Genomic DNA, 21,968 nt, shown 5'->3' with positions numbered 1-21,968 from the left:
AATTGAGAAGCTTATTTTGCTGTTTCGATATAATCTTGAAGTTCGTTTAAGATTTGCTCAGCGCCTTCTTTGCTTAAGATGATTTTACCTTCAGCTAAAGAAAGGTTACCGTCAGATACTTCACCAGTTACTTGGCAAGTCATGTTTGGTTTATATTTTTTTAAGATGATTTTCTCGTCATCAACATAGATTTCAAGAGCATCCTTTTCTGCAATACCTAAAGTACGGCGTAATTCGATTGGAATTACTACACGACCTAATTCATCAACTTTACGAACAATACCAGTAGATTTCATAATTTTTTTCCTCCTAAATAAATAGTTTATAAGTTTCGAGTCTATTTTTAGATTCGTCATTTTTCGACAAAATACCCTATGGACATATGATACCAATCATTTACATTTCCGTCAATTCTTAAATTCTATATTTTTTAAAAAGATTTATAGATTTCTTATTTCTTATATATAATAGATTGAGAGGAAATTCCACAATTATTTACATTGTTTTCTGAAAAATTAACAAATTTTAAGTGGAGATTGTATATTTTTTTGGAATATGAGCAATAGATGATAAAGATATCGAGCATTAAGAACCCAAATTCAAAATTAGGTTGGGGTAAAGAAGATAAGTGAGATTCGGGCTGCTCGTAAAAGCCCGATTGATGTGGGCTAATAATCAGTGGGGATGAACAAAAACCCCGCTGATTAAAGTTTCACTTTATATATGAGTTTTTGATATACTGTTTATAAATACATATGAGGTTATTCGGGAGGTCCAAAACAATGACAGAGGAAAATAAGTCCTTTTATATTACTACCCCAATTTATTATCCAAGTGGAAAATTACACATTGGACATGCTTATACGACAGTAGCAGGAGATGCAATGGCACGATATAAGCGTATGCAAGGATACAATGTTCATTATTTAACAGGAACTGATGAGCATGGACAGAAAATCCAAAAAAAAGCAGAAGAATTAAATATTACACCACAAGCATATGTGGATAATATTGTTGCAGGAATTAAAGAACTTTGGGAGAAGATGGATATCTCTTATGATGATTTTATTCGTACAACTGAAGATCGTCATAAAGATGTTGTTGAAAAAATCTTTAAGCAACTAGTAGATCAAGGTGATATTTATCTTGATGAATATGAAGGTTGGTATTCTGTACAAGATGAGACATTCTATACGGAGCATCAATTAGTAGATCCAATTATGGAAGGTGACAAAGTAGTTGGAGGAAAAAGTCCAGATAGTGGTCATGATGTAGAACTTGTTCGTGAAGAATCATATTTCTTTAGAATGGGTAAATATGTCGACAGACTATTAAAATTCTATGAAGATAATCCACATTTCATTCAGCCAGAGTCTCGTAAGAATGAAATGATTAATAACTTCATTAAACCAGGCTTAGAAGATTTAGCAGTTTCTCGTACTTCATTTGACTGGGGAGTTCGTGTTCCAGGTAATCCGAAACACGTTATTTACGTATGGGTTGACGCATTATCTAACTACATTACAGCATTAGGTTATGGAACAGAAAATGAAGAGATGTATAAGAAATTCTGGCCGGCAGATGTGCATTTAGTTGGAAAAGAAATCGTTCGTTTCCATACAATTTATTGGCCAATCATTTTAATGGCATTAGATTTACCTCTTCCGAAAAAAGTCTTTGCTCATGGCTGGATTTTAATGAAGGATGGAAAGATGAGTAAGTCAAAAGGAAACGTAGTAGATCCAGTTACATTGATCGATCGTTACGGATTAGATGCATTACGTTATTACTTACTTCGTGAAGTTCCATTCGGATCTGACGGTGTATTCACACCAGAAGGATTTGTGGAGCGTATTAATTTCGATCTAGCAAATGACTTAGGTAACTTATTAAATCGTACAGTAGCTATGATTGATAAGTACTTTAACGGAGAAATCCCTGCATTTAAAGCGAATGTAACGGAATTTGATGAAACGTTAGTAACGTTTGCAAAAGATACATTGAAAAAAGTAGAAGAGGCAATGGAGAATATGGAGTTCTCTGTAGCGTTAGGATCTATTTGGCAATTGGTTAGTCGTACGAACAAATATATTGATGAAACACAACCATGGGTATTAGCGAAAGATGAGAATGATCGTGAAAAGTTAGCTTCTGTAATGGCTCATTTAGCAGAAGTACTTCGTCAAACAGGTATTATGCTTATGCCATTCTTAACAGTAGCACCAAGCAAGATGTTCGCTCAGCTTGGCCTTACTGATGAGGCTCATAAATCTTGGGAAAGTCTATCTACAATTGGCTGTATTCCAGCTGGAACAAAAGTAGAAAAAGGAAACCCAATTTTCCCTCGCTTAGAAATGGAAGTGGAAGTAGAGTACATTAAGGAACAAATGAAAAGCTCTGCTCCTAAAGTAGAAGAGAAAAAAGAAGAAGAACCGAAGGCAGAAGAAATTACAATTGATGATTTCTTTAAAGTAGAATTACGCGTAGCTGAAGTACTATCTGCTGAACCTGTGAAAAAAGCAGACAAGTTGTTAAAAATTCAACTAGACTTAGGCACAGAAAAGCGTCAAGTTGTTTCTGGAATTGCGAAATTCTATTCGCCAGAGGACCTAAAAGGTAAAAAGGTTATTTGTGTAACAAACTTAAAACCTGTAAAATTACGCGGTGAATTATCGCAAGGTATGATTTTAGCGGGTGAAGAGAATGGCGTATTGTCATTAGCATCAATTGATCAAAATCTACCAAATGGTACAAAAATCAAGTAATTAAGACAAGAAAAGAGATGTTTCACGTGTAACATGTGTGAAGCGTCTTTTTTCTTTTTACACTCTCTATTTTTGCATTAAGATTGTAGTATTGTTATCGTTAAGTTATTAAAGAACTTATTTTTGTAGAATAAACTTGATTTCAATATAAAAGGAGTTATGTATTATGTTGTTTGATACACATTCACATTTGAATGCAGAGCAATTCGAAGAAGATTTGCAAGAAGTTATTGCCCGAATGAAAGAAGCGGGAGTTACTTATACAGTTGTTGTTGGTTTTGATGAAGTAACGATAAAAAAGGCGATGGAATTAGCTGAAGCCTATGATTTTATTTACGCTGCGGTTGGATGGCATCCAGTTGATGCAATTGACATGACAGAAGAACATTTAGCTTGGTTAGAAGAACTTGCTTCTCATCCTAAAGTCGTTGCACTTGGAGAAATGGGTTTAGATTATCACTGGGATAAGTCTCCAAAAGAAATACAGAAAGAAGTATTCCGTAAACAAATTACATTAGCTAAAAAAGTGAAATTGCCGATTATTATACATAACCGCGATGCAACTCAAGATATTGTTGATATTCTAGAAGAAGAGAATGCAGCTGAAGTAGGAGGCATTATGCATTGCTTTAGCGGCAGCGTAGAAGTAGCAGAGCGATGTGTTGATATGAACTTTTTAATTTCGTTAGGCGGACCAGTTACATTTAAAAATGCTAAGAAGCCGAAAGAGGTTGCTACGGAGATTCCATTAGAGAAATTGTTAATAGAGACGGATTGTCCGTATCTAACGCCGCATCCATTTCGAGGGAAACGAAATGAACCGAGTTATGTAAAACTCGTAGCAGAAGAAATTGCGAATTTAAAAGGAATTTCTTATGAGGAAGTAGCAGAAATGACAACCAAAAATGCAAAATTTTTATTTGGTGTTGAATAAAAAAGAATGGGGAAACCTGTTCTTTTTTATTTTGAAAAAACACTAGTAGAAGTGATGAAGAAAATAAATGTGAATGATGAAGTGTTACAATAAGGACAGAGAACAAAGATTTTTCTATTCTATTTTTTAAAATATAAGAATGGGGAAAATAATAATGGAAAAGTCGTCATTTTTTTGTTTTACTAAGTAGAGACGAAACGAGTGTGGAGGCAAGCATGAAAATAAAAGAGATTATCGTTGTAGAAGGTAAAGATGATACAGTTGCGATTAAGCGTGCTGTTGATGCGGATACAATTGAAACGAACGGTTCAGCAATCGGTGATCATGTTATTGAGCAAGTTAAATTAGCGCAACAAAAAAGGGGCGTTATTATTTTCACAGATCCGGATTATCCTGGAGAGCGTATTCGAAAAATTATTTCTGACAAGGTTCCTGGCTGTAAGCATGCCTTTTTACCGAAGGAAGAAGCGCTTGCTAAAAGGAAAAAGGGAGTTGGGATCGAACATGCTTCTAATGAGTCGATCCGCCGTGCTCTAGAGAATATACATGAAGAAATGGAAGTTTATACAAGTGAAATTAGTTGGAGTGATTTAGTCGATGCAGGCTTAGTGGGCGGAGAAATGGCAAAGAGCCGCAGAGAAAGAATGGGTAAGCTATTAAAGATTGGTTATACAAATGCAAAACAGTTACATAAACGATTACAGATGTTTCAAGTTTCAAAGGAATCATTTGGAGAAGCTTATAAGCAAGTAATACAGGAGGAAAAAAAATGAAGGATATCGCAACGCCAAATCGTACAAAAGACATTGTTGAAAAGTATGGATTTTCATTCAAAAAAAGTTTAGGACAAAACTTTTTAATTGATACAAATGTATTAAATCGTATTGTCGATCATGCTGAAATTGGTTCAGAAAGTGGTGCAATTGAAATTGGACCAGGTATCGGTGCATTAACAGAGCAATTAGCGAAGCGTGCTAAAAAAGTAGTGGCTTTTGAAATTGATCAAAGACTATTACCAATTTTAGATGAGACGTTAGCACCATATGGTAACGTTACAGTTATTAATAAAGACGTACTAAAAGCGGATGTACATGAAGTATTTAATGAGCAATTTGAAGAAGGGCAAGATGTAATGGTAGTAGCTAACTTGCCATACTATATTACAACGCCAATTTTATTTAAATTGCTTGAAGAAAAGTTACCAGTTCGTGGATTTGTTGTTATGATGCAAAAAGAAGTTGGAGATCGTTTAGCTGCTAAACCTGGAACGAAAGAGTATGGTTCTTTATCGATTGCCATTCAGTATTATACAGAAGTTGAAACAGTTATGACTGTACCGCGTACAGTGTTTGTACCACAGCCAAATGTTGATTCTGCAATTATTCGCCTTCTAAAGCGTCCGAAACCGGTTGTAGAGGTGACAGATGAAACATTCTTCTTTGAAGTAGTACGAGCAAGTTTCGCACAGCGCCGTAAAACTTTAATGAATAATTTATCAAATAATTTAAATGGTTTCCCGAAAGATAAGGAATTATTGGATCGAATTTTAACAGAAGTAGGAATTGATCCAAAGCGAAGAGGCGAAACGCTATCTATTGAAGAGTTTGCAACATTAAGTAATGCATTGGTTCTTCATAAATTATCATAAGAATATGAAAGGGACAGTTCAACTTGAACTGTCCCTTTTGTCACCTTTCTCCCTCTAAATTCATATTTTAAAAACAGGTAAGATGGCCTAATGAGTTTGGAGGTAGGAGAATGGCTTTACATGTTGGAGAATTAGTGGAACGATATTCTCATAAGAGGGATATTCTTTTTCGTATTATAGAAATAAAAGGCGAGATAGCTATATTGTTTGGAGAGGAAATTAGACTGGTGGCGGATGCGCCACTTGAAGATTTAATTAGTATAGATCAACGAGAACATAAAAAAAGGGTGAAGCGTGAGAAAGAAACAATGGAGCGCACGTATCGTTTGTTTCAACAAGATTATGTGTTAATGAAACAAAGGCATGAACATACTTCAACTGGTGGATACACAAGTGAGGTGAATTATTTTCAAATGCCGGGACGTGTATTGCATATAGATGGAGACCCTTTATATTTGCGCAAGTGCTTAGACTTATATAACAAAATTGGCGTTCCTGTACAAGGTATTCATTGTAAAGAAACGGAGATGCATGAAAAAGTAGTAGACTTAATAGATCACTTTCGCCCAGACATTCTCGTTATTACGGGGCATGATGCATATACAAAATCGAAAGGAGTGAAGGGAGATTTAGCGGCATATAGGCATTCAAGGCATTTTGTACAGGCTGTTCGAGAAGTGCGAAAAAAATATCCATCATTGGATCAACTTGTTATTTTTGCTGGGGCATGTCAATCGCACTTTGAGGCACTAATTCGTGCAGGGGCCAATTTCGCTAGTTCACCATCTAGAATTAATATTCATGCACTAGATCCCGTATATGTAGTTGGTAAAATTAGTTTTACTTCATTTATGGAGAGAGTCAATGTATGGGATGTCGTACGTAATACAATTACTGGTGAAAAGGGACTAGGTGGAATTGAAACGAGAGGGATTTTACGAACGGGATTACCTTTTCAACATTACGAAGAGTAAGCAGGGTACATATGTATCTTGCTTTTTTGTATGGAAGGATTTAAATGAATTTGGATAAAAAGAGGCAAGAACGTACAGACTACGTAATGATACTTTTACAATATAGTATTTCTTCTATCTATTCAAACGCAAGATGATATTAGCTGTGAATCGCGGTTAATAATTAGGATAGATATATATAGTGCTTTAAGTGTTCAATCTAAATTACAGCGAGGTGTAGCGAAGTATATGTCAAAACGTTTAGATGAAATTAAAAGCGAATTAGATCACCATCTTGGACAGCGACTTATGTTAAAAGCAAATAGTGGAAGAAGAAAAACTGTGGAGCAATCAGGTGTACTAGCAGAAACATACCGTTCTGTTTTTGTTGTACAATTGGATCAACAAGAAGATGCGTTGCAACGTGTATCTTATAGTTATGCAGATGTTTTAACAGAGACAGTAGAGTTAACATTTTATGGAGACCCTCATAATGAGGTCATTTTATAATCCATATATCATTACATATATTCCCATAAATGAAAAGCTATATTATTTTGCATACTAACTATACCGTAGCAAAATAAGGAGGGACTCTGCATTGAGTAGACGAAGAGGTGTCATGTCAAACCAATTTAAAGAAGAGCTAGCAAAAGAGCTTGGCTTTTATGATGTTGTTCAGAAAGAAGGATGGGGCGGAATTCGTGCGAAAGATGCTGGTAACATGGTGAAACGTGCTATAGAAATTGCAGAACAGCAATTAATGAAACGAAACCAGTAGTTGTAAGATACTTTCTATGCTACGGTAGCCGAGGAGACATTCCTCGGCTTTTTGTACTCTAAAAGGTGCCATCATTTTACATAAGTAGTTTCATTCTGAATGCTTTTCGTTATAATTAGGGAAGTGTCATCGTCTTACTATAAATTTATGGTAAAATAAACGATAAAAGATTGAGTACATAGAGTGGGTGAATAGATTGAAGCTACTAGTGAAAGCACCAGCAAAGATTAATCTGTCGTTAGATGTACTGGGAAAAAGACAAGACGGATATCATGAAGTGAAAATGATTATGACAACCATTGATTTAGCAGATCGTCTAGAACTAACGGAATTAGCAGAAGACCGTATTGAAATTTTATCCCATAATCGGTATGTCCCAGACGACCAACGAAATTTAGCTTATCAGGCAGCGAAATTATTAAAAGAGAAGTTTAATGTAAAAAAAGGTGTATCTATTACTATTGAAAAAACGATTCCAGTAGCAGCTGGATTAGCAGGTGGAAGTAGTGATGCAGCAGCGACATTACGTGGTCTTAATAAATTATGGAATTTAGGGCTTACAATTGATGAGTTAGCAGAGCTTGGCGCAGAAATTGGATCAGATGTATCGTTCTGTGTATACGGCGGCACAGCAATTGCCACTGGAAGAGGAGAGAAAATTGAGCATATAAAGACTCCGCCTTCTTGTTGGGTTATTTTAGCGAAACCACATATAGGTGTATCTACTGCTGATGTGTATGGAAATTTAAAGTTAAATCGAGTTACACATCCAAATGTAGATAAAATGGTTGATGTCATAAATTCTGGAGATTATAAAGGGATTTGTGATACTGTTGGTAACGTTTTAGAAGATGTAACATTTGGAATGCATCCTGAAGTTGCACGTATTAAATCACAGATGAAGCGATTCGGAGCGGATGCTGTATTGATGAGTGGAAGTGGTCCAACTGTATTTGGACTTGTACACCATGATTCTCGAATGCATCGCATTTATAACGGGTTAAAAGGATTTTGTGAACAGGTCTATGCGGTACGTTTATTAGGAGAGCGAGAAACGCTTGAATAAAGACGTATAATACGTTATGATTTGTTTAGAATATTCGTGATTTGAGGTGAGAGTATGAAAATTAGAAGAAGTACAAGATTAGTCGATATGACTTATTACTTGCTACAAAACCCTCGTCAGCTAGTATCTCTCACTTTTTTTGCTGAAAGGTATCAATCGGCTAAGTCTTCCATTAGTGAAGATTTAGTTATTATTAAGCAAACGTTTGAACAACAAGGGGTCGGCACATTGCAAACGATACCAGGAGCAGCAGGAGGAGTGAAATATATACCGTATATAAGTGAAGAAGAGGCAGATCTAATTATTGATGAGCTTTGTGGCTTATTTGAAAATCCAGATCGTATTTTGCCTGGCGGTTACTTATACATGACAGATTTATTGAGTAATCCTCGCCATATTAATGGCGCAGGTCGTTTGTTTGCTTCTGTTTTTGCTAGGCAATCAATTGATGCGGTTATGACGGTGGCAACGAAAGGGATTCCACTTGCTTATGCAGTGGCAAATTACTTAGATGTACCAGTTGTAATTGCAAGGAAAGATAATAAGGTAACAGAAGGTCCGACTGTTAGTATTAACTATGTGTCGGGTTCTTCTAAACGAATTCAAACAATGACATTAGCAAAACGCAGCCTTCCAGAAGGATCGAATGTTTTAATTATTGATGACTTCATGAAAGCTGGTGGAACGATTCAAGGTATGATGAGTATGTTAGAAGAGTTCAAGGCTAATGTTGTTGGTATTGGTGTATTAGTAGAATCCACAGATATTGAAGAACGACTAATTAATAATTTTGTATCATTAATTCGTCTATCGGAAGTTGATGTGAAAGAAAAAACGATTCAAGTGGAAAAAGGGAATTATTCTCTTGCACCATTTGATGAAGGGCTTGTAGAGGCTGAATAAAAGGTAGAGCAGATAGCTCTATCTTTTTTTATTTTATTTATAGATTATAAAATAGATGGACAAACTGCCTTTCGTACACTATTTTTAAAGAGTAAAATAAATAATAAAAGGGTGAAAAGTATGAAAGTTGTTCAAACAAGCAAGGCACCACAAGCGATTGGACCTTACTCACAAGGGATTATTGTAAATAATATGTTTTATAGCTCAGGACAAATTCCATTAACGGAAAATGGGGAGCTTGTAACAGGAGATGTAACAGTACAAACAGAACAAGTATTTCAAAATTTACAAGCGGTATTAGAGGAAACAGGTGCTTCATTTGATACAGTCGTAAAAACAACAGTATTTTTAAAGGACATGGATGATTTTAATGCAGTGAATGAAGTATATAGCTCTTATTTCTCTACTCATAAACCAGCTCGATCTTGTGTGCAAGTAGCAAAATTACCGAAAGATGTTTCCGTTGAAATTGAAGTAATCGCCCTAGTTAAGTAACCTTTTGTAAGCGATAACCTCCACTAATCTCTATATTCAACTACATTAAAAATTTTTATCTTAAAAATTTTTAAAAAATTAAAGGGAAAATAGAAAATTTGTGGAATTTATACAAATATATCGCTTATTTAGAAAAGGGTGGTGAACACAAGATGGAAGTGACTGACGTAAGATTACGCCGCGTAAACACAGAAGGCCGCATGAGAGCAATTGCCTCTATTACTTTGGACCATGAATTTGTTGTTCATGATATTCGTGTAATTGATGGTAATAATGGATTATTTGTAGCAATGCCAAGTAAACGTACTCCAGATGGAGAGTTCCGTGACATTGCACATCCGATTAATTCTGGTACACGCTCTAAAATTCAAGATGCGGTTTTAACAGAGTATCATCGTTTAGGCGAGTTAGAAGAGGTTGAGTTTGAAGAAGCAGGTGCTTCGTAAAATTCGAATGAAAAGGGCTTTGACGAAAAGCCTTATAATTTTGTAGCAAACTCCTGTAAGCATTTACAGGAGTTTGTTTTTTTTACTTTATATTTGTAAATTTCATAATTCATTAATATAAAAAGAAGAAACTACTAATTTTTTCAAAATCATTTTAAATAGTATAGCTTATTTCTTAAAAAAGATACTAAAGAGTAAAACATCTTATAAGAATTATGGTAAAATTTAATAGTTAAAATGTGTTTCTTGAAATATATGATGATTTAGGATAATATCTTTAATGGATAAATAGGTTGCGATGGAGGGTCTATATGTCAAACAGATTTGCAGTGATTCTAGCTGCAGGTAAAGGCACACGTATGAAGTCTAAGCTATACAAAGTGCTGCATCCTGTATGTGGAAAACCCATGGTACAACACGTAGTCGATCAAGTATCTCAATTAGGATTGCAGAAACTTGTAACGGTTGTTGGACATGGTGCTGAAATGGTACAAGAACAGCTAGGAAACGTAAGTGAGTTTGCATTACAAGCAGAACAACTTGGTACAGCACATGCTGTAGATCAAGCTGCAAGTGTACTTGCAAATGAAGAAGGAACAACTTTAGTTATTTGTGGTGATACGCCGCTAATAACTGCTGAAACGATGGAAGCATTACTTCAGCAACATAAAGAAGCAGGAGCAATGGCGACGGTGCTAACAGCGTACATAGAAGAACCTGCTGGATATGGCCGTATTGTTCGTAATGAGAATGGTCATGTTGAAAAGATTGTTGAGCATAAAGATGCAAATGAGAAAGAATTAGCTATTAAAGAAATCAATACAGGTACGTATTGTTTTGATAATAAGGCTTTATTTGCTTCACTTTCTAAAGTTTCAAATGATAACGTACAAGGTGAATATTACCTTCCAGATGTTATTGAGATTTTAAAAAATGAAGGTCATATCGTATCAGCTTATCAAACAGAGCAGTTCGATGAAACGTTAGGTGTTAACGACAGAGTCGCTCTATCGCAAGCGGAAATTATTATGAAAAACCGTATCAACCGAAAGAACATGGTAAATGGTGTTACAATTATTGATCCAAGTAACACTTATATTTCTGCTGATGCAATTATCGGTAGTGATACAGTTCTTCATCCAGGAACAATTATTGAGGGGAACACTGTAATTGGTTCTGATTGTGAAATTGGACCGCATACAGTAATTCGTGATAGTGAAATTGGAGATCGTACGACAATTCGTCAATCTACTGTACATGATAGTAAACTTGGTACAGAAGTATCGGTTGGTCCATTTGCACATATTCGCCCAGATTCAGTTATTGGAGACGAAGTACGCGTTGGAAACTTCGTGGAAATCAAAAAAACTGTCTTTGGTAATAGAAGTAAAGCTTCACACTTGAGTTATATCGGGGATGCACAAGTTGGAGAAGACGTGAATCTTGGTTGTGGTTCAATTACGGTGAACTATGACGGTAAGAATAAATTCAAAACTGTGATTGGTAATGGGGTATTTATTGGATGTAATTCAAACCTTGTTGCTCCAGTAACAGTTGAAGATGGTGCTTATGTGGCAGCAGGCTCTACAATTACAGAGAATGTTCCATCAAAAGCATTATCGGTAGCACGTGCACGTCAAGTTAACAAAGAAGACTATGTTGATCAATTGCTGAATAAGAAAAAATCATAATGTGGAGGGTTAATCTAGATGTCGACTCAATATCTAAATTCTAATTTGAAAGTATTCTCTTTAAACTCTAATAAGGAACTTGCTGAGCAGATTGCAAAGCATATTGGAGTAGGACTAGGAAAATGTTCTGTTGATCGTTTTAGTGATGGAGAAGTTCAAATTAACATTGAAGAAAGTATCCGTGGTTGCGATGTATTCATTATTCAATCTACAAGCTTCCCAGTAAACGAACATATCATGGAATTACTTATTATGATCGATGCATTAAAACGTGCATCTGCGAAAACAATTAATATTGTTATTCCTTATTATGGTTATGCGCGTCAAGACCGTAAAGCGCGTTCTCGTGAACCAATTACATCGAAACTTGTAGCAAACTTGCTTGAAACAGCAGGTGCAACTCGTGTAATCACTCTAGATTTACATGCTCCACAAATTCAAGGGTTCTTTGATATCCCAATCGACCACTTAATGGGTGTACCGATTCTTTCTGATTACTTTGAAACAAAAGGTCTTAAAGATATCGTAATCGTGTCTCCTGATCATGGTGGTGTAACTCGTGCAAGAAAAATGGCAGATCGTCTAAAAGCGCCAATTGCTATTATTGATAAGCGTCGCCCTCGCCCGAACGTATCAGAGGTAATGAACATTATCGGTAATATTGAAGGCAAAACAGCGATTTTAATTGATGACATCATTGATACAGCTGGTACAATTACATTAGCAGCAAACGCTCTTGTTGAGAACGGTGCTTCTGAAGTATATGCTTGCTGTACACACCCAGTATTATCTGGTCCAGCAATTGAACGTATTCAAAATTCAAATATTAAAGAGTTAGTTGTAACGAACTCTATCGTATTACCGGAAGAGAAGAAAATCGACAAAGTACATGAACTTTCAGTTGCTCCATTAATCGGAGAAGCAATCATTCGTGTATACGAAGAAGAATCTGTGAGTGTATTATTCAATTAATTGGATAGAATGAGACGTAACCAAAATTGGTTACGTCTTTTCGTATCGAAAAAAGAAAGTAGTGGTACAAGAATGAAATTGATAGTAGGACTTGGGAACCCAGGTAGAGAATATGAATTAACAAGGCATAATATTGGATTTATGGCCATTGATGAACTTGCGAAGCGTTGGAACATTTCTTTGAATGAACAAAAATTTAAAGGTGTATTTGGTGCAGGGTTTGTTAATGGAGAAAAGGTAATCTTATTAAAGCCGCTAACATATATGAATTTATCTGGAGAAAGTATTCGTCCACTCATGGATTATTATAAAATTGATGTTGAGGACTTCGTTGTTATGTACGACGATTTAGACATTCCTGTAGGTAAATTGCGTCTTCGCATGAAAGGTAGTGCTGGTGGACATAATGGTGTAAAGTCAACGATTTCACACCTAGGAACACAAGAATTTCAACGTATCCGTATGGGAATTGATCGCCCGAAAAATGGAATGAAGGTAGTCGATTATGTATTAGGACGCTTTACATCTGAAGAGATTCCGGATGTTAACCATTCTATTGAAAAAGCAGCGGATGCATGTGAAGAGTGGCTAAATAAGCCTTTTCTCCAAATCATGAATACTTTCAATAGTTAAAAATGAGATTAGGAATATTTCTTTTTTGTTTTACCCATACTAGTAGTAATTTAATTTTTAGGAGGCTAGTATGGAAGGGTATTATTATTGCAGACACTGCGGAGGTAATGTAGGCTCCATTAACGCAGAAAAAGTATATAGCGACGTTTTATTTCAACTAACAGAGCAAGAAGTAGTAGAGATGATTCATTTTCATGAGAATGGAAATATATATATAAAAACGATTTGTGAATCGTGTCAAGAAACGCTCGCATCTTATCCTGAGTATTATGAATATGAAAAATTTCTGCAATAAAATGTTGTCGCTTTGGCATGTCCAAAGCATTTTTCTGTTTTCCTTTTCCGAAATATTTGCATAAAATAGAATGGCTTGCTCTTTATGTTGAGAGGAGTTTTAAAAATGATAGGTTTATTAGAGCAATTTTATAAAAATAAAGAGATACAATCAGTTATTAATGGATTAGAAGATGGGTTAAAGGAACAACTTATATCAGGGATGGCAACGTCTTCTCGTTCATTATTAATGGCGGCTTTATATAAAAAAACAAAAAAATCACAATTAATCGTGACACATAACTTATACCAAGCGCAAAAAGTACATGAAGATTTAGTGGCGTTACTTGGTGAAAAAGATGTGTGGCTATATCCAGTGAATGAACTTATAGCATCGGAAATTGGGGTTGCAAGTCCAGAATTGAAGGCGCAACGTATAGAAGTGTTAAATCGCTTGGCTGCTGGAGAGAATGGAATCATTGTAGCTCCAGTGGCAGGATTGCGTAGATTTTTACCAATAAAAGAATTGTGGAAGCAAAAGCAAGTTGAAATCAATCTAGGGCAAGAGATTGATTTAGATGCGCTCTTGCATACTTTACATCATATTGGCTATGAACGTAAGTCGATGGTAGAAGCTCCAGGGGAGTTCAGTTTGCGCGGGGGAATATTAGATATTTATCCTTTAACTGAAGAACTACCATTTCGTATTGAATTCTTCGATACAGAAGTCGATTCTATTCGATTATTTGATGTGGATGAACAGCGTTCTCAAGGAAAAAAAGAAAGCGTTAAGTTTGGTCCGGCAACAGAGTTTTTATTTTCACAGGAAGAATTAAAATCAGGAATTCAGCATCTTGAAGAAGGTTTGACTAAGACGATGCAAAAACTTTCTGATGATAAACTAAAGACTACAGTACTTGAGACGGTAAGTCATGAAATTGAGATGTTGAAAAACGGGCAAAGTATAGAACAGATGTTTAAATACTTATCTATTTTCTATAAAGAACCTGCTAGTCTGATAGATTATTTACCAGAAGACGGTGTTGTAATTTTAGATGAGATTTCCCGTATTCAAGAAACAGCATCACATCTGGAAACAGAAGAGGCGGAATGGTATATATCACTTCTTGGTGAAGGAACAATTATTCAAGATTTATCTTTCTCTCACGCATTCGAGGGATTTCTTCATCATAAAAAAAGAAATTTTGTATATTTAACGTTATTCTTGCGTCATATTGCACACACACATCCGCAAAATATTGTGAATGTAACATGTAAAACAATGCAAGATTTCCATGGACAGATGAATTTGTTAAAAACAGAAATTGATAGATGGAATGAAGGGCATTTTACGACTGTTGTACTTGGAACAGATGATGAACGTGTGAAAAAATTACAACATATTTTAAGTGATTATGATATTGAGGCAGATATTGTGGAAGGTACAGATATCTTATTGCCTGGAAGGTTACAAATTGCTGTAGGTGATTTACATGCAGGATTTGAAATGCCGATGCAAAAGCTTGTTGTCATTACTGAAAAGGAGCTTTTTCATAAGAAAGTTAAAAAATCACAACGTAAACAAAAGTTATCGAATGCTGAACGTATTAAAAGTTATTCGGAATTAAAAGTTGGAGATTATGTAGTTCATGTAAATCATGGTATAGGTAAATTTTTAGGTATTGAGACATTAGAGATTAATGGTGTTCATAAAGATTATTTAAATATTAAATATCAAGGTAATGATAAGTTATACGTTCCAATTGAACAAATTGATCAAGTCCAAAAATATGTAGGGTCTGAAGGTAAGGATCCAAAAGTTTACAAATTAGGTGGTAATGATTGGAAGAAGGTTAAAACGAAAGTTGAAAAATCTGTACAAGACATTGCGGATGACCTAATTAAACTATATGCTGAACGCGAAGCTTCAAAAGGCTATGCATATACGCCAGATACAGCAGAACAACAAGAGTTCGAATCATCTTTCCCATATCAAGAGACAGAGGATCAGTTACGTTCTATTGACGAGATTAAAAAAGATATGGAACGCGGACGCCCGATGGATAGGCTCCTTTGTGGTGATGTAGGGTATGGAAAGACTGAAGTGGCTATTCGTGCGGCATTTAAAGCAATTATGGATGAAAAACAAGTTGCAATTTTAGTACCGACAACGATTCTTGCGCAGCAACACTATGAAACAATTCGAGAGCGTTTTCAAGATTATCCAATCAATATAGGATTATTAAGTAGATTCCGTACGAGAAAACAACAAAATGAAACGATTAAGGGTTTAAAGGATGGCACAATAGATATTGTAATCGGAACACATCGTATTTTATCTAAAGATGTTACTTATAAAGATTTAGGGCTTCTTATTATTGATGAAGAACAAAGATTTGGTGTGACGCATAAAGAGAAAATTAAACAATTGAAGGCGAATGTTGACGTATTAACATTAACGGCAACTCCGATTCCACGGACGCTTCATATGTCTATGCTTGGTGTGCGCGACTTATCTGTTATTGAGACACCGCCAGAAAATCGTTTCCCAGTCCAAACGTATGTAGTAGAGTATAATCCAGCATTAATGCGAGAGGCGATAGAGCGAGAGCTTGCAAGAGGCGGTCAAATTTACTTCCTATATAACCGTGTAGAGGATATTGAAAGAAAAGCAGATGAAATTTCGATGTTAGTTCCAGATGCCCGTGTAACATACGCACATGGGAAAATGAACGAAAGTGAATTAGAGTCTGTTATGCTATCATTTTTAGAAGGACAGCATGATGTTCTTGTAAGTACAACAATTATTGAGACGGGTGTAGATATTCCGAATGTAAATACGTTAATTGTATTTGATGCAGATCGTATGGGATTATCACAGTTGTATCAGCTTCGTGGGCGTGTTGGACGTTCTAATCGTGTTGCATATGCATACTTTGCCTATAAACGTGACAAAGTGCTGTCAGAGGTTGCAGAGAAGCGTCTGCAAGCAATTAAAGAGTTCACGGAACTTGGATCTGGTTTCAAAATTGCGATGAGAGATTTATCTATTCGTGGAGCAGGTAATTTGTTAGGGGCAGAGCAGCATGGATTTATTGATTCTGTCGGATTTGATCTATATTCTCAAATGTTAAAAGATGCAATTGAACAGCGTAGAGGAACAGATGGGGCTGAAAATACAGTTAATGTTGAAATTGACTTAGAGGTAGATGCATACTTACCAGATGCTTATATTTCAGATAGTAAGCAAAAAATTATGATGTATAAACAATTTAGAGGTGTTTCTGCAATTGAGGATATTGAAGAATTGCAGGAAGAAATGATCGATAGATTCGGTGATTATCCACAAGAAGTCGGTTATTTATTACAAATTGCAAATATTAAAGTGTTGGCAATGAAAGAACAAATTGAGTTAATTAAACAGAATAAATTTGAAGTAACATTCCTGTTTTCTGAACAAGCAAGTCAAAATATTGATGGTGGAAAATTATTCATGCTTGGAAATAGTTTTGGACGTATGATCGGTTTAGGAATGGAAGGATCACAATTGAAAATTGTTATGAAAACAAATGGTTTAGAGACATCGAAGTGGTTAACAATTGCTGAAAATTTATTAAAAGGCTTACCAGATGTAAAAAAAGAAGTAATAAATGCCTAAAATAAGATAAAAAAATACAATTCGACGTGCATAGAAGAACTAATGTGTAAAATACTATGTCTAACAGTTGGTGATTTTTACATGAACAGGTAAATTCACCACTTTGATCATCAGTAGAAAGTGAGGCAGCATTAGAATGAAAGCAACTGGAATCGTACGTCGAATTGATGATTTAGGCAGGGTAGTAATCCCGAAGGAAATTCGTAGAACTTTACGTATTCGAGAAGGAGACCCACTAGAAATATTTGTTGATCGCGATGGAGAGGTAATTTTAAAGAAGTATTCTCCAATTAGTGAACTAGGTGATTTTGCAAAAGAATATGCTGAGGCTTTATATGACAGCTTAGGACATAATGTGCTTGTCTGTGATCGAGATTCTATCATCGCAGTATCAGGCGTATCGAAAAAAGAATACTTAAATAAAAGTGTTGGCGATTTAATCGAAAAAACGATGGAAGAACGAAAGTCTGTTATTATGACGGACGAAAGTGATATTTCCATTATCGATGGTGTAACAGAAAAGGTTCATTCTTATACAGTTGGACCGATTGTTGCAAACGGAGACCCGATTGGAGCTGTCATTATTTTTTCGAAAGAAGCTATTATAAGCGAAATCGAGCATAAAGCGGTTAATACTGCTGCCAGTTTCTTAGCGAAACAAATGGAACAGTAAGGGTGTATAATTTTAGAAGTAGCAATTTTTCCTAATTATGATCTTTCTTTTTGAGAAATCAATTATTTGGAGATATATGTATATTGAATGAAGGTAGCGCTTTGCTACCTTTTTTCGTTGAGTATTTTTAACGGTGCAGGAACCTATTATTACCCGTGGTGGTAAGGCAGCTTGTTCATTTCTTTATGATATAATACGAGAGGTGAGAATAGAAAAAGGAGTTTTCTTGTATGGAAGCGAAGAAGTATCAAGCCTTTTGGCGTGGGGCTATTATATTAACGATTGCAAGTTTTGTTACAAAAGTATTAAGCGCTTTTTACCGTATTCCATATCAAAATATAGCGGGTGATATTGGTTTTTATATTTACCAACAAATTTACCCGTTTTATGGATTTTGTTTAATTTTAGCTACTTATGGGTTTCCTATTATCATTTCGAAAATGGTTGCAGAACGACTAGAGCGGGGAAAACAAAAAGAAGCAGAAGAAATTATTTGTGTATCTTTTTGGTTTTTATTGGGAATTGGTTTTATAGGCTTCTTTACATTGTTTTTTGGGGCCAAAACAATTGCGATAGCTATGGGCGATATATACTTAGATAAGTTACTACGTGTTATTTCATTTTCATTCTTATTGATGCCGTTTTTGTCTGTAGCAAGAGGGTATTTTCAAGGCTTCAATAATATGATGCCAACAGCTGTTTCGCAAGTAATAGAACAAACAATTCGAGTTTCTATTATTGTATTTTTATCGCTATTCCTAATTGCTCACGGATTTGATTTATATACAGTTGGTGCAGGGGCTATGTTAGGCTCAATTGCGGGTGGACTTATTGGGATTATTGTACTTATGTTGTATATGCGTCGAGATTTTCGTTCTATATTTTTCAAAAGTGTAGCGAGAATTAAGGGCAAAAGGAGGATAATTAAAATCCTTTTTTGGCAGGGGTTAGCGATTTGTGTTAGTAATTTAGTGCTTATTTTTATACAGATGGCAGATTCAATATCCTTGTACACCTTACTTATTGGTGCGGGAGAACAGGTTGAAAGTGCAAAGGTATTAAAGGGTGTTTATGATAGAAGTATTCCGCTAATGCAATTAGGTACTGTTGTGACGACTTCTTTCTCGTTGTCACTTATTCCAATTATTACAGCGGCGAAGGAAAGAGGAGATCTTTCCTTTATTCAAGAAAAGGTAAAGTTAGCAATGAAAATAACACTTGTTATTGGACTTGCAGCAGCTATTGGACTAACTTGTATTATTCAACCTACGAATATTATGTTGTTTGAAAATAGTGATGGATCAGATGTTTTATCTATTTTATCTTTATCTATTTTATTTAGTTCGTTGTCAATTACGACGGCTTCTATTTTACAAGGGTTGGGACAAACATTTAAGCCAGCATTATTTGTTGTATTTGGAGGTTGCTTAAAGTTAGCGTTAAATTATATATTTATGCCTTATTTTGGTGTGAAAGGGGCAGCCTTTGCGACTTTGTGTGCGTTAATTATAATTTCTGGGCTAAATAGTTTGTTGCTTATGAGAGCTGTATCAGGATCGCTTATCAATAAGCGAAATATGTTAGGTGTAGTGATTAGTGGTATCTGTATGGGATTTGTATTAATGATGTTCACACGTGTGTTGCAGGTGTCTGGATTAGTAATTGATACGGAACATAGAGGAATCGCGACGCTTGAAGCGTTGCTAGGTGTAGTTGTCGGCGGATTGACATATATGTTTTTAATTTTGAAATTACGTGTATTTACAAAAAAAGAATTAGGAACCGTTATGAAACAAGAGAAAAAAGAAGGTTCATTGAAGAAGAGTGGATAGAGGTGACAGATTGTGAGTGGAATCATTACTATTTTAGGTTTAGGTGCTGGTGAATTAGATCATCTAACGATGGGTGTATATCGAAAGATAAAAGAAGCAGATCATCTGTTTGTTAGGACGAAGGAACATCCAGTTATAGAAGAATTGGAGAAAGAAGGCGTACAATATACGGCTTTTGATGATGTATATGAAGCGCATGATACGTTTGAAATTGTATATGAAACAATTGCGAATAAATTGCTAGAACAAGCTGAAGGTACAGAAATTATCTATGCTGTTCCAGGGCATCCGCTTGTAGCAGAAAGAACAGTTCAGCTACTGTTGGAAAAAGGTGAAGATTCAAATGTTGAAGTGCGAATTGAGGGTGGACAAAGTTTCCTTGATCCTATGTTTGCAAGCCTAAAGATTGATCCAATTGAAGGATTTCAATTACTTGACGCTACATCATTTAAAAGAGGACAATTAGAATTACGTCAACATCTAATCTTTTGCCAAGTATATGATGCATTCGTTGCATCTGATGTGAAATTAACATTAATGGAGATGTTGCCGGATGATTATGAAGTGTATATCGTAACAGCTGCAGGAACTTCATTTGAACAAGTAAAGAAGGTACCGTTGTATATGTTAGATCATGAAACAGAATTGAATAATTTAACGAGTGTGTATGTGCCGCCAGTTCAGGAGCGTGCATCCTTGTATCAACAGTTCGATGTACTTAGAGAAATTATTGCAGAACTTCGAGGCCCAAATGGTTGTCCGTGGGATAAAAAGCAAACACATCAATCATTAAAGAAATATTTAATTGAGGAAGCTTATGAAGTATTGGAAGCAATTGATGAAGAGGATGATGATCACTTAGTAGAAGAATTAGGTGATATATTATTACAAGTTATGCTTCATGCTCAAATTGGAGAAGATGAAGGTTGGTTTTCTATAGATGATATCATTCGAACACTATCTGAGAAAATGGTTCGTCGCCATCCACATGTATTTGGAAATACGGATGTAAACAATGCTGATGAAGTGATTGCCAATTGGGAAGAAATTAAAAAACAAGAAAAAGGATTCGTGAAAGAATCTGTTTTAAATGGCGTTCCAAAAAGTTTGCCGCAGTTACTACGCGCCTATGAAATTCAGAAGAAAGCCGGTAAGGTTGGATTTGATTGGGTTGATGTGCAGCCTATGATAGAGAAAGCTTTGGAAGAATGGCAAGAGTTCCAACAAGAAGTTACAAACATGGATGAGGAAAAGATGCTAGGTGAGTTTGGTGATTTACTATTTGCATTTGTTAATATAGCCCGTCATTACAAAATAGATCCAGAAGAGGCGTTACGTTCAACTAATGAGAAATTTACTGGTCGTTTTTTATACATGGAGGCAAAAGTAGCTGAAATGAATAAAGAGATGGAAGATTTATCATTAGAACAGTTAGATGTTTTATGGGAAGAAGCGAAACAAACAGAGCGTTAATAGGGGGATTTGAGATGCGTCTAGATAAGTTTTTAAAAGTGTCACGTTTAATTAAAAGAAGAACATTAGCGAAAGAAGTAGCTGATCAAGGAAGAATATCTATTAATGGTCAAGTGGCAAAAGCAAGTTCGGATGTGAAAGTAGCTGATGAATTAACAATTCGTTTTGGTCAAAAAATAGTGACTGTAAAAATAAATGAATTGAAAGAAACAACTAAAAAAGAAGATGCAGCAAATATGTATAGCTTAGTTCGCGAAGAAAAAGTAAAAGCGGAAGAAGGCTTGTTCTAAAATCATTTATCCCCTCATACATTACTATTAGCTAGTAAAAACCTATGGGGGGATTTACGTGAATAATGGTTACTCACCTACGTCTTCTAATCAACAAAATGTTTCTGTGGAGCATGATATTATTATGCGTGGAAGGCGTGTAATTGATATTACTGGTGTGAAGCAGGTAGAGAGTTTTGATAGCGAAGAGTTTTTACTCGAAACCGTAATGGGTTTTTTAACGATTCGTGGTCAAAATTTACAAATGAAAAATTTAGATGTAGAAAAAGGTATTGTGTCGATTAAAGGGAAAGTTCATGAGATGCTGTATATTGATGAAAATCAAGGAGAAAAAACTAAAGGTTTCTTTAGTAAGTTGTTTAAATGAGCTTAACAATTCAGTTGTATACAATGCTTTCAATGATTGGAATGGGTGCTTGGATTGGAGCATCTTTAGATACATATCAACGTTTTTTAAAGCGTCAAGAACGTAAACGTTGGCT

At 35.4% G+C, this 21,968-nt stretch carries 23 protein-coding genes; 22 read left to right on the top strand and 1 reads right to left on the bottom strand.

All coding sequences use genetic code 11. The features are described from left to right. Nucleotides 1–11: 11 nt before the first annotated feature. Complete coding sequence (locus tag MR167_RS20825) at nucleotides 12–296, bottom strand: AbrB/MazE/SpoVT family DNA-binding domain-containing protein (protein ID WP_000843036.1); 285 nt, start codon at nucleotides 294–296, stop codon at nucleotides 12–14. 486 nt (nucleotides 297–782) lie between these two features. Here MR167_RS20825 and metG point away from each other — a divergent pair, with 486 nt between their 5' ends. From metG to yabQ, 22 genes are all read left to right on the top strand, one after another. Further along, a complete protein-coding gene (metG, locus tag MR167_RS20820; RefSeq protein WP_000134138.1) occupies nucleotides 783–2,765 on the top strand; it encodes a methionine--tRNA ligase in 1,983 nt (660 codons plus the stop codon). Between the two features lie 166 nt (nucleotides 2,766–2,931). Further along, on the top strand, nucleotides 2,932–3,699 hold the full coding sequence (locus MR167_RS20815) for a TatD family hydrolase (RefSeq protein WP_000895845.1): 768 nt from the start codon (nucleotides 2,932–2,934) through the stop codon (nucleotides 3,697–3,699). A 215-nt stretch (nucleotides 3,700–3,914) separates the two neighbouring features. After that, entirely contained in the window at nucleotides 3,915–4,472 is a 558-nt protein-coding gene (gene rnmV, locus MR167_RS20810; RefSeq protein WP_000692842.1) for a ribonuclease M5, read from the top strand. Next, nucleotides 4,469–5,347, top strand: coding sequence for a 16S rRNA (adenine(1518)-N(6)/adenine(1519)-N(6))-dimethyltransferase RsmA (gene rsmA, locus MR167_RS20805; RefSeq protein WP_000651548.1), 879 nt, complete (start codon nucleotides 4,469–4,471; stop codon nucleotides 5,345–5,347). Before rnmV ends, rsmA begins: the two co-directional genes overlap by 4 nt. Nucleotides 5,348–5,457: 110 nt before the next feature. Then, on the top strand, nucleotides 5,458–6,321 hold the full coding sequence (gene yabG / locus MR167_RS20800) for a sporulation peptidase YabG (RefSeq protein WP_001173734.1): 864 nt from the start codon (nucleotides 5,458–5,460) through the stop codon (nucleotides 6,319–6,321). Between the two features lie 228 nt (nucleotides 6,322–6,549). Further along, nucleotides 6,550–6,810, top strand: a complete 261-nt coding sequence (gene veg / locus MR167_RS20795) for a biofilm formation stimulator Veg (RefSeq protein WP_000044347.1) — start codon at nucleotides 6,550–6,552, stop codon at nucleotides 6,808–6,810. Between the two features lie 91 nt (nucleotides 6,811–6,901). Beyond that, nucleotides 6,902–7,081, top strand: a complete 180-nt coding sequence (gene sspF, locus MR167_RS20790; RefSeq protein WP_002094215.1) for an acid-soluble spore protein SspF — start codon at nucleotides 6,902–6,904, stop codon at nucleotides 7,079–7,081. A 196-nt stretch (nucleotides 7,082–7,277) separates the two neighbouring features. After that, a complete protein-coding gene (gene ispE / locus MR167_RS20785; protein WP_000772104.1) occupies nucleotides 7,278–8,147 on the top strand; it encodes a 4-(cytidine 5'-diphospho)-2-C-methyl-D-erythritol kinase in 870 nt (289 codons plus the stop codon). Nucleotides 8,148–8,201: 54 nt separating this feature from the next. Continuing rightward, entirely contained in the window at nucleotides 8,202–9,050 is an 849-nt protein-coding gene (purR, locus tag MR167_RS20780) for a pur operon repressor (RefSeq protein WP_000702467.1), read from the top strand. Between the two features lie 120 nt (nucleotides 9,051–9,170). Then, a complete protein-coding gene (locus tag MR167_RS20775) occupies nucleotides 9,171–9,545 on the top strand; it encodes a RidA family protein (protein ID WP_242315369.1) in 375 nt (124 codons plus the stop codon). Between the two features lie 152 nt (nucleotides 9,546–9,697). Then, a complete protein-coding gene (gene spoVG, locus MR167_RS20770) occupies nucleotides 9,698–9,991 on the top strand; it encodes a septation regulator SpoVG (protein ID WP_000454041.1) in 294 nt (97 codons plus the stop codon). Nucleotides 9,992–10,302: 311 nt separating this feature from the next. Then, the gene (gene glmU / locus MR167_RS20765) at nucleotides 10,303–11,682 is read left to right on the top strand and encodes a bifunctional UDP-N-acetylglucosamine diphosphorylase/glucosamine-1-phosphate N-acetyltransferase GlmU (protein ID WP_000071039.1); all 1,380 of its coding nucleotides are present in this window, start codon (nucleotides 10,303–10,305) and stop codon (nucleotides 11,680–11,682) included. Nucleotides 11,683–11,700: 18 nt separating this feature from the next. Then, nucleotides 11,701–12,654, top strand: a complete 954-nt coding sequence (locus tag MR167_RS20760; protein ID WP_000107420.1) for a ribose-phosphate diphosphokinase — start codon at nucleotides 11,701–11,703, stop codon at nucleotides 12,652–12,654. 72 nt (nucleotides 12,655–12,726) lie between these two features. Further along, nucleotides 12,727–13,287: an aminoacyl-tRNA hydrolase gene (pth, locus tag MR167_RS20755; RefSeq protein WP_000767702.1), complete on the top strand. Its 561-nt coding sequence runs from the start codon at nucleotides 12,727–12,729 to the stop codon at nucleotides 13,285–13,287. A 70-nt stretch (nucleotides 13,288–13,357) separates the two neighbouring features. Next, nucleotides 13,358–13,582 (top strand): anti-sigma-F factor Fin family protein, encoded by a 225-nt coding sequence (locus MR167_RS20750; RefSeq protein ID WP_000399438.1) that lies wholly within the window; start codon nucleotides 13,358–13,360, stop codon nucleotides 13,580–13,582. Between the two features lie 105 nt (nucleotides 13,583–13,687). Continuing rightward, nucleotides 13,688–17,218: a transcription-repair coupling factor gene (gene mfd / locus MR167_RS20745; RefSeq protein ID WP_000579721.1), complete on the top strand. Its 3,531-nt coding sequence runs from the start codon at nucleotides 13,688–13,690 to the stop codon at nucleotides 17,216–17,218. 136 nt (nucleotides 17,219–17,354) lie between these two features. Then, nucleotides 17,355–17,891 (top strand): stage V sporulation protein T, encoded by a 537-nt coding sequence (gene spoVT / locus MR167_RS20740; RefSeq protein WP_000648306.1) that lies wholly within the window; start codon nucleotides 17,355–17,357, stop codon nucleotides 17,889–17,891. 230 nt (nucleotides 17,892–18,121) lie between these two features. Further along, nucleotides 18,122–19,723: a putative polysaccharide biosynthesis protein gene (locus MR167_RS20735; RefSeq protein WP_000387575.1), complete on the top strand. Its 1,602-nt coding sequence runs from the start codon at nucleotides 18,122–18,124 to the stop codon at nucleotides 19,721–19,723. A 12-nt stretch (nucleotides 19,724–19,735) separates the two neighbouring features. Beyond that, nucleotides 19,736–21,196 carry a bifunctional methyltransferase/pyrophosphohydrolase YabN gene (yabN, locus tag MR167_RS20730; protein WP_103623501.1) on the top strand — a complete coding sequence of 487 codons (1,461 nt, stop codon included), beginning with the start codon at nucleotides 19,736–19,738 and terminating at the stop codon, nucleotides 21,194–21,196. Between the two features lie 14 nt (nucleotides 21,197–21,210). Beyond that, entirely contained in the window at nucleotides 21,211–21,486 is a 276-nt protein-coding gene (locus MR167_RS20725) for an RNA-binding S4 domain-containing protein (protein ID WP_001234876.1), read from the top strand. A gap of 58 nt (nucleotides 21,487–21,544) precedes the next feature. Continuing rightward, a complete protein-coding gene (gene yabP, locus MR167_RS20720; protein WP_001059105.1) occupies nucleotides 21,545–21,853 on the top strand; it encodes a sporulation protein YabP in 309 nt (102 codons plus the stop codon). Next, on the top strand, nucleotides 21,850–21,968 hold a 119-nt coding region (gene yabQ, locus MR167_RS20715), incomplete at its 3' end, for a spore cortex biosynthesis protein YabQ (protein WP_346657773.1). The genes yabP and yabQ, both read left to right, overlap by 4 nt.

It is taken from the genome of Bacillus cereus group sp. BfR-BA-01355, assembly GCF_022663675.1.
In the GTDB taxonomy this organism is placed as follows: Bacteria; Bacillota; Bacilli; order Bacillales; family Bacillaceae_G; genus Bacillus_A; species Bacillus_A thuringiensis_S.
This window is presented reverse-complemented; position numbering and strand designations above follow the sequence as displayed.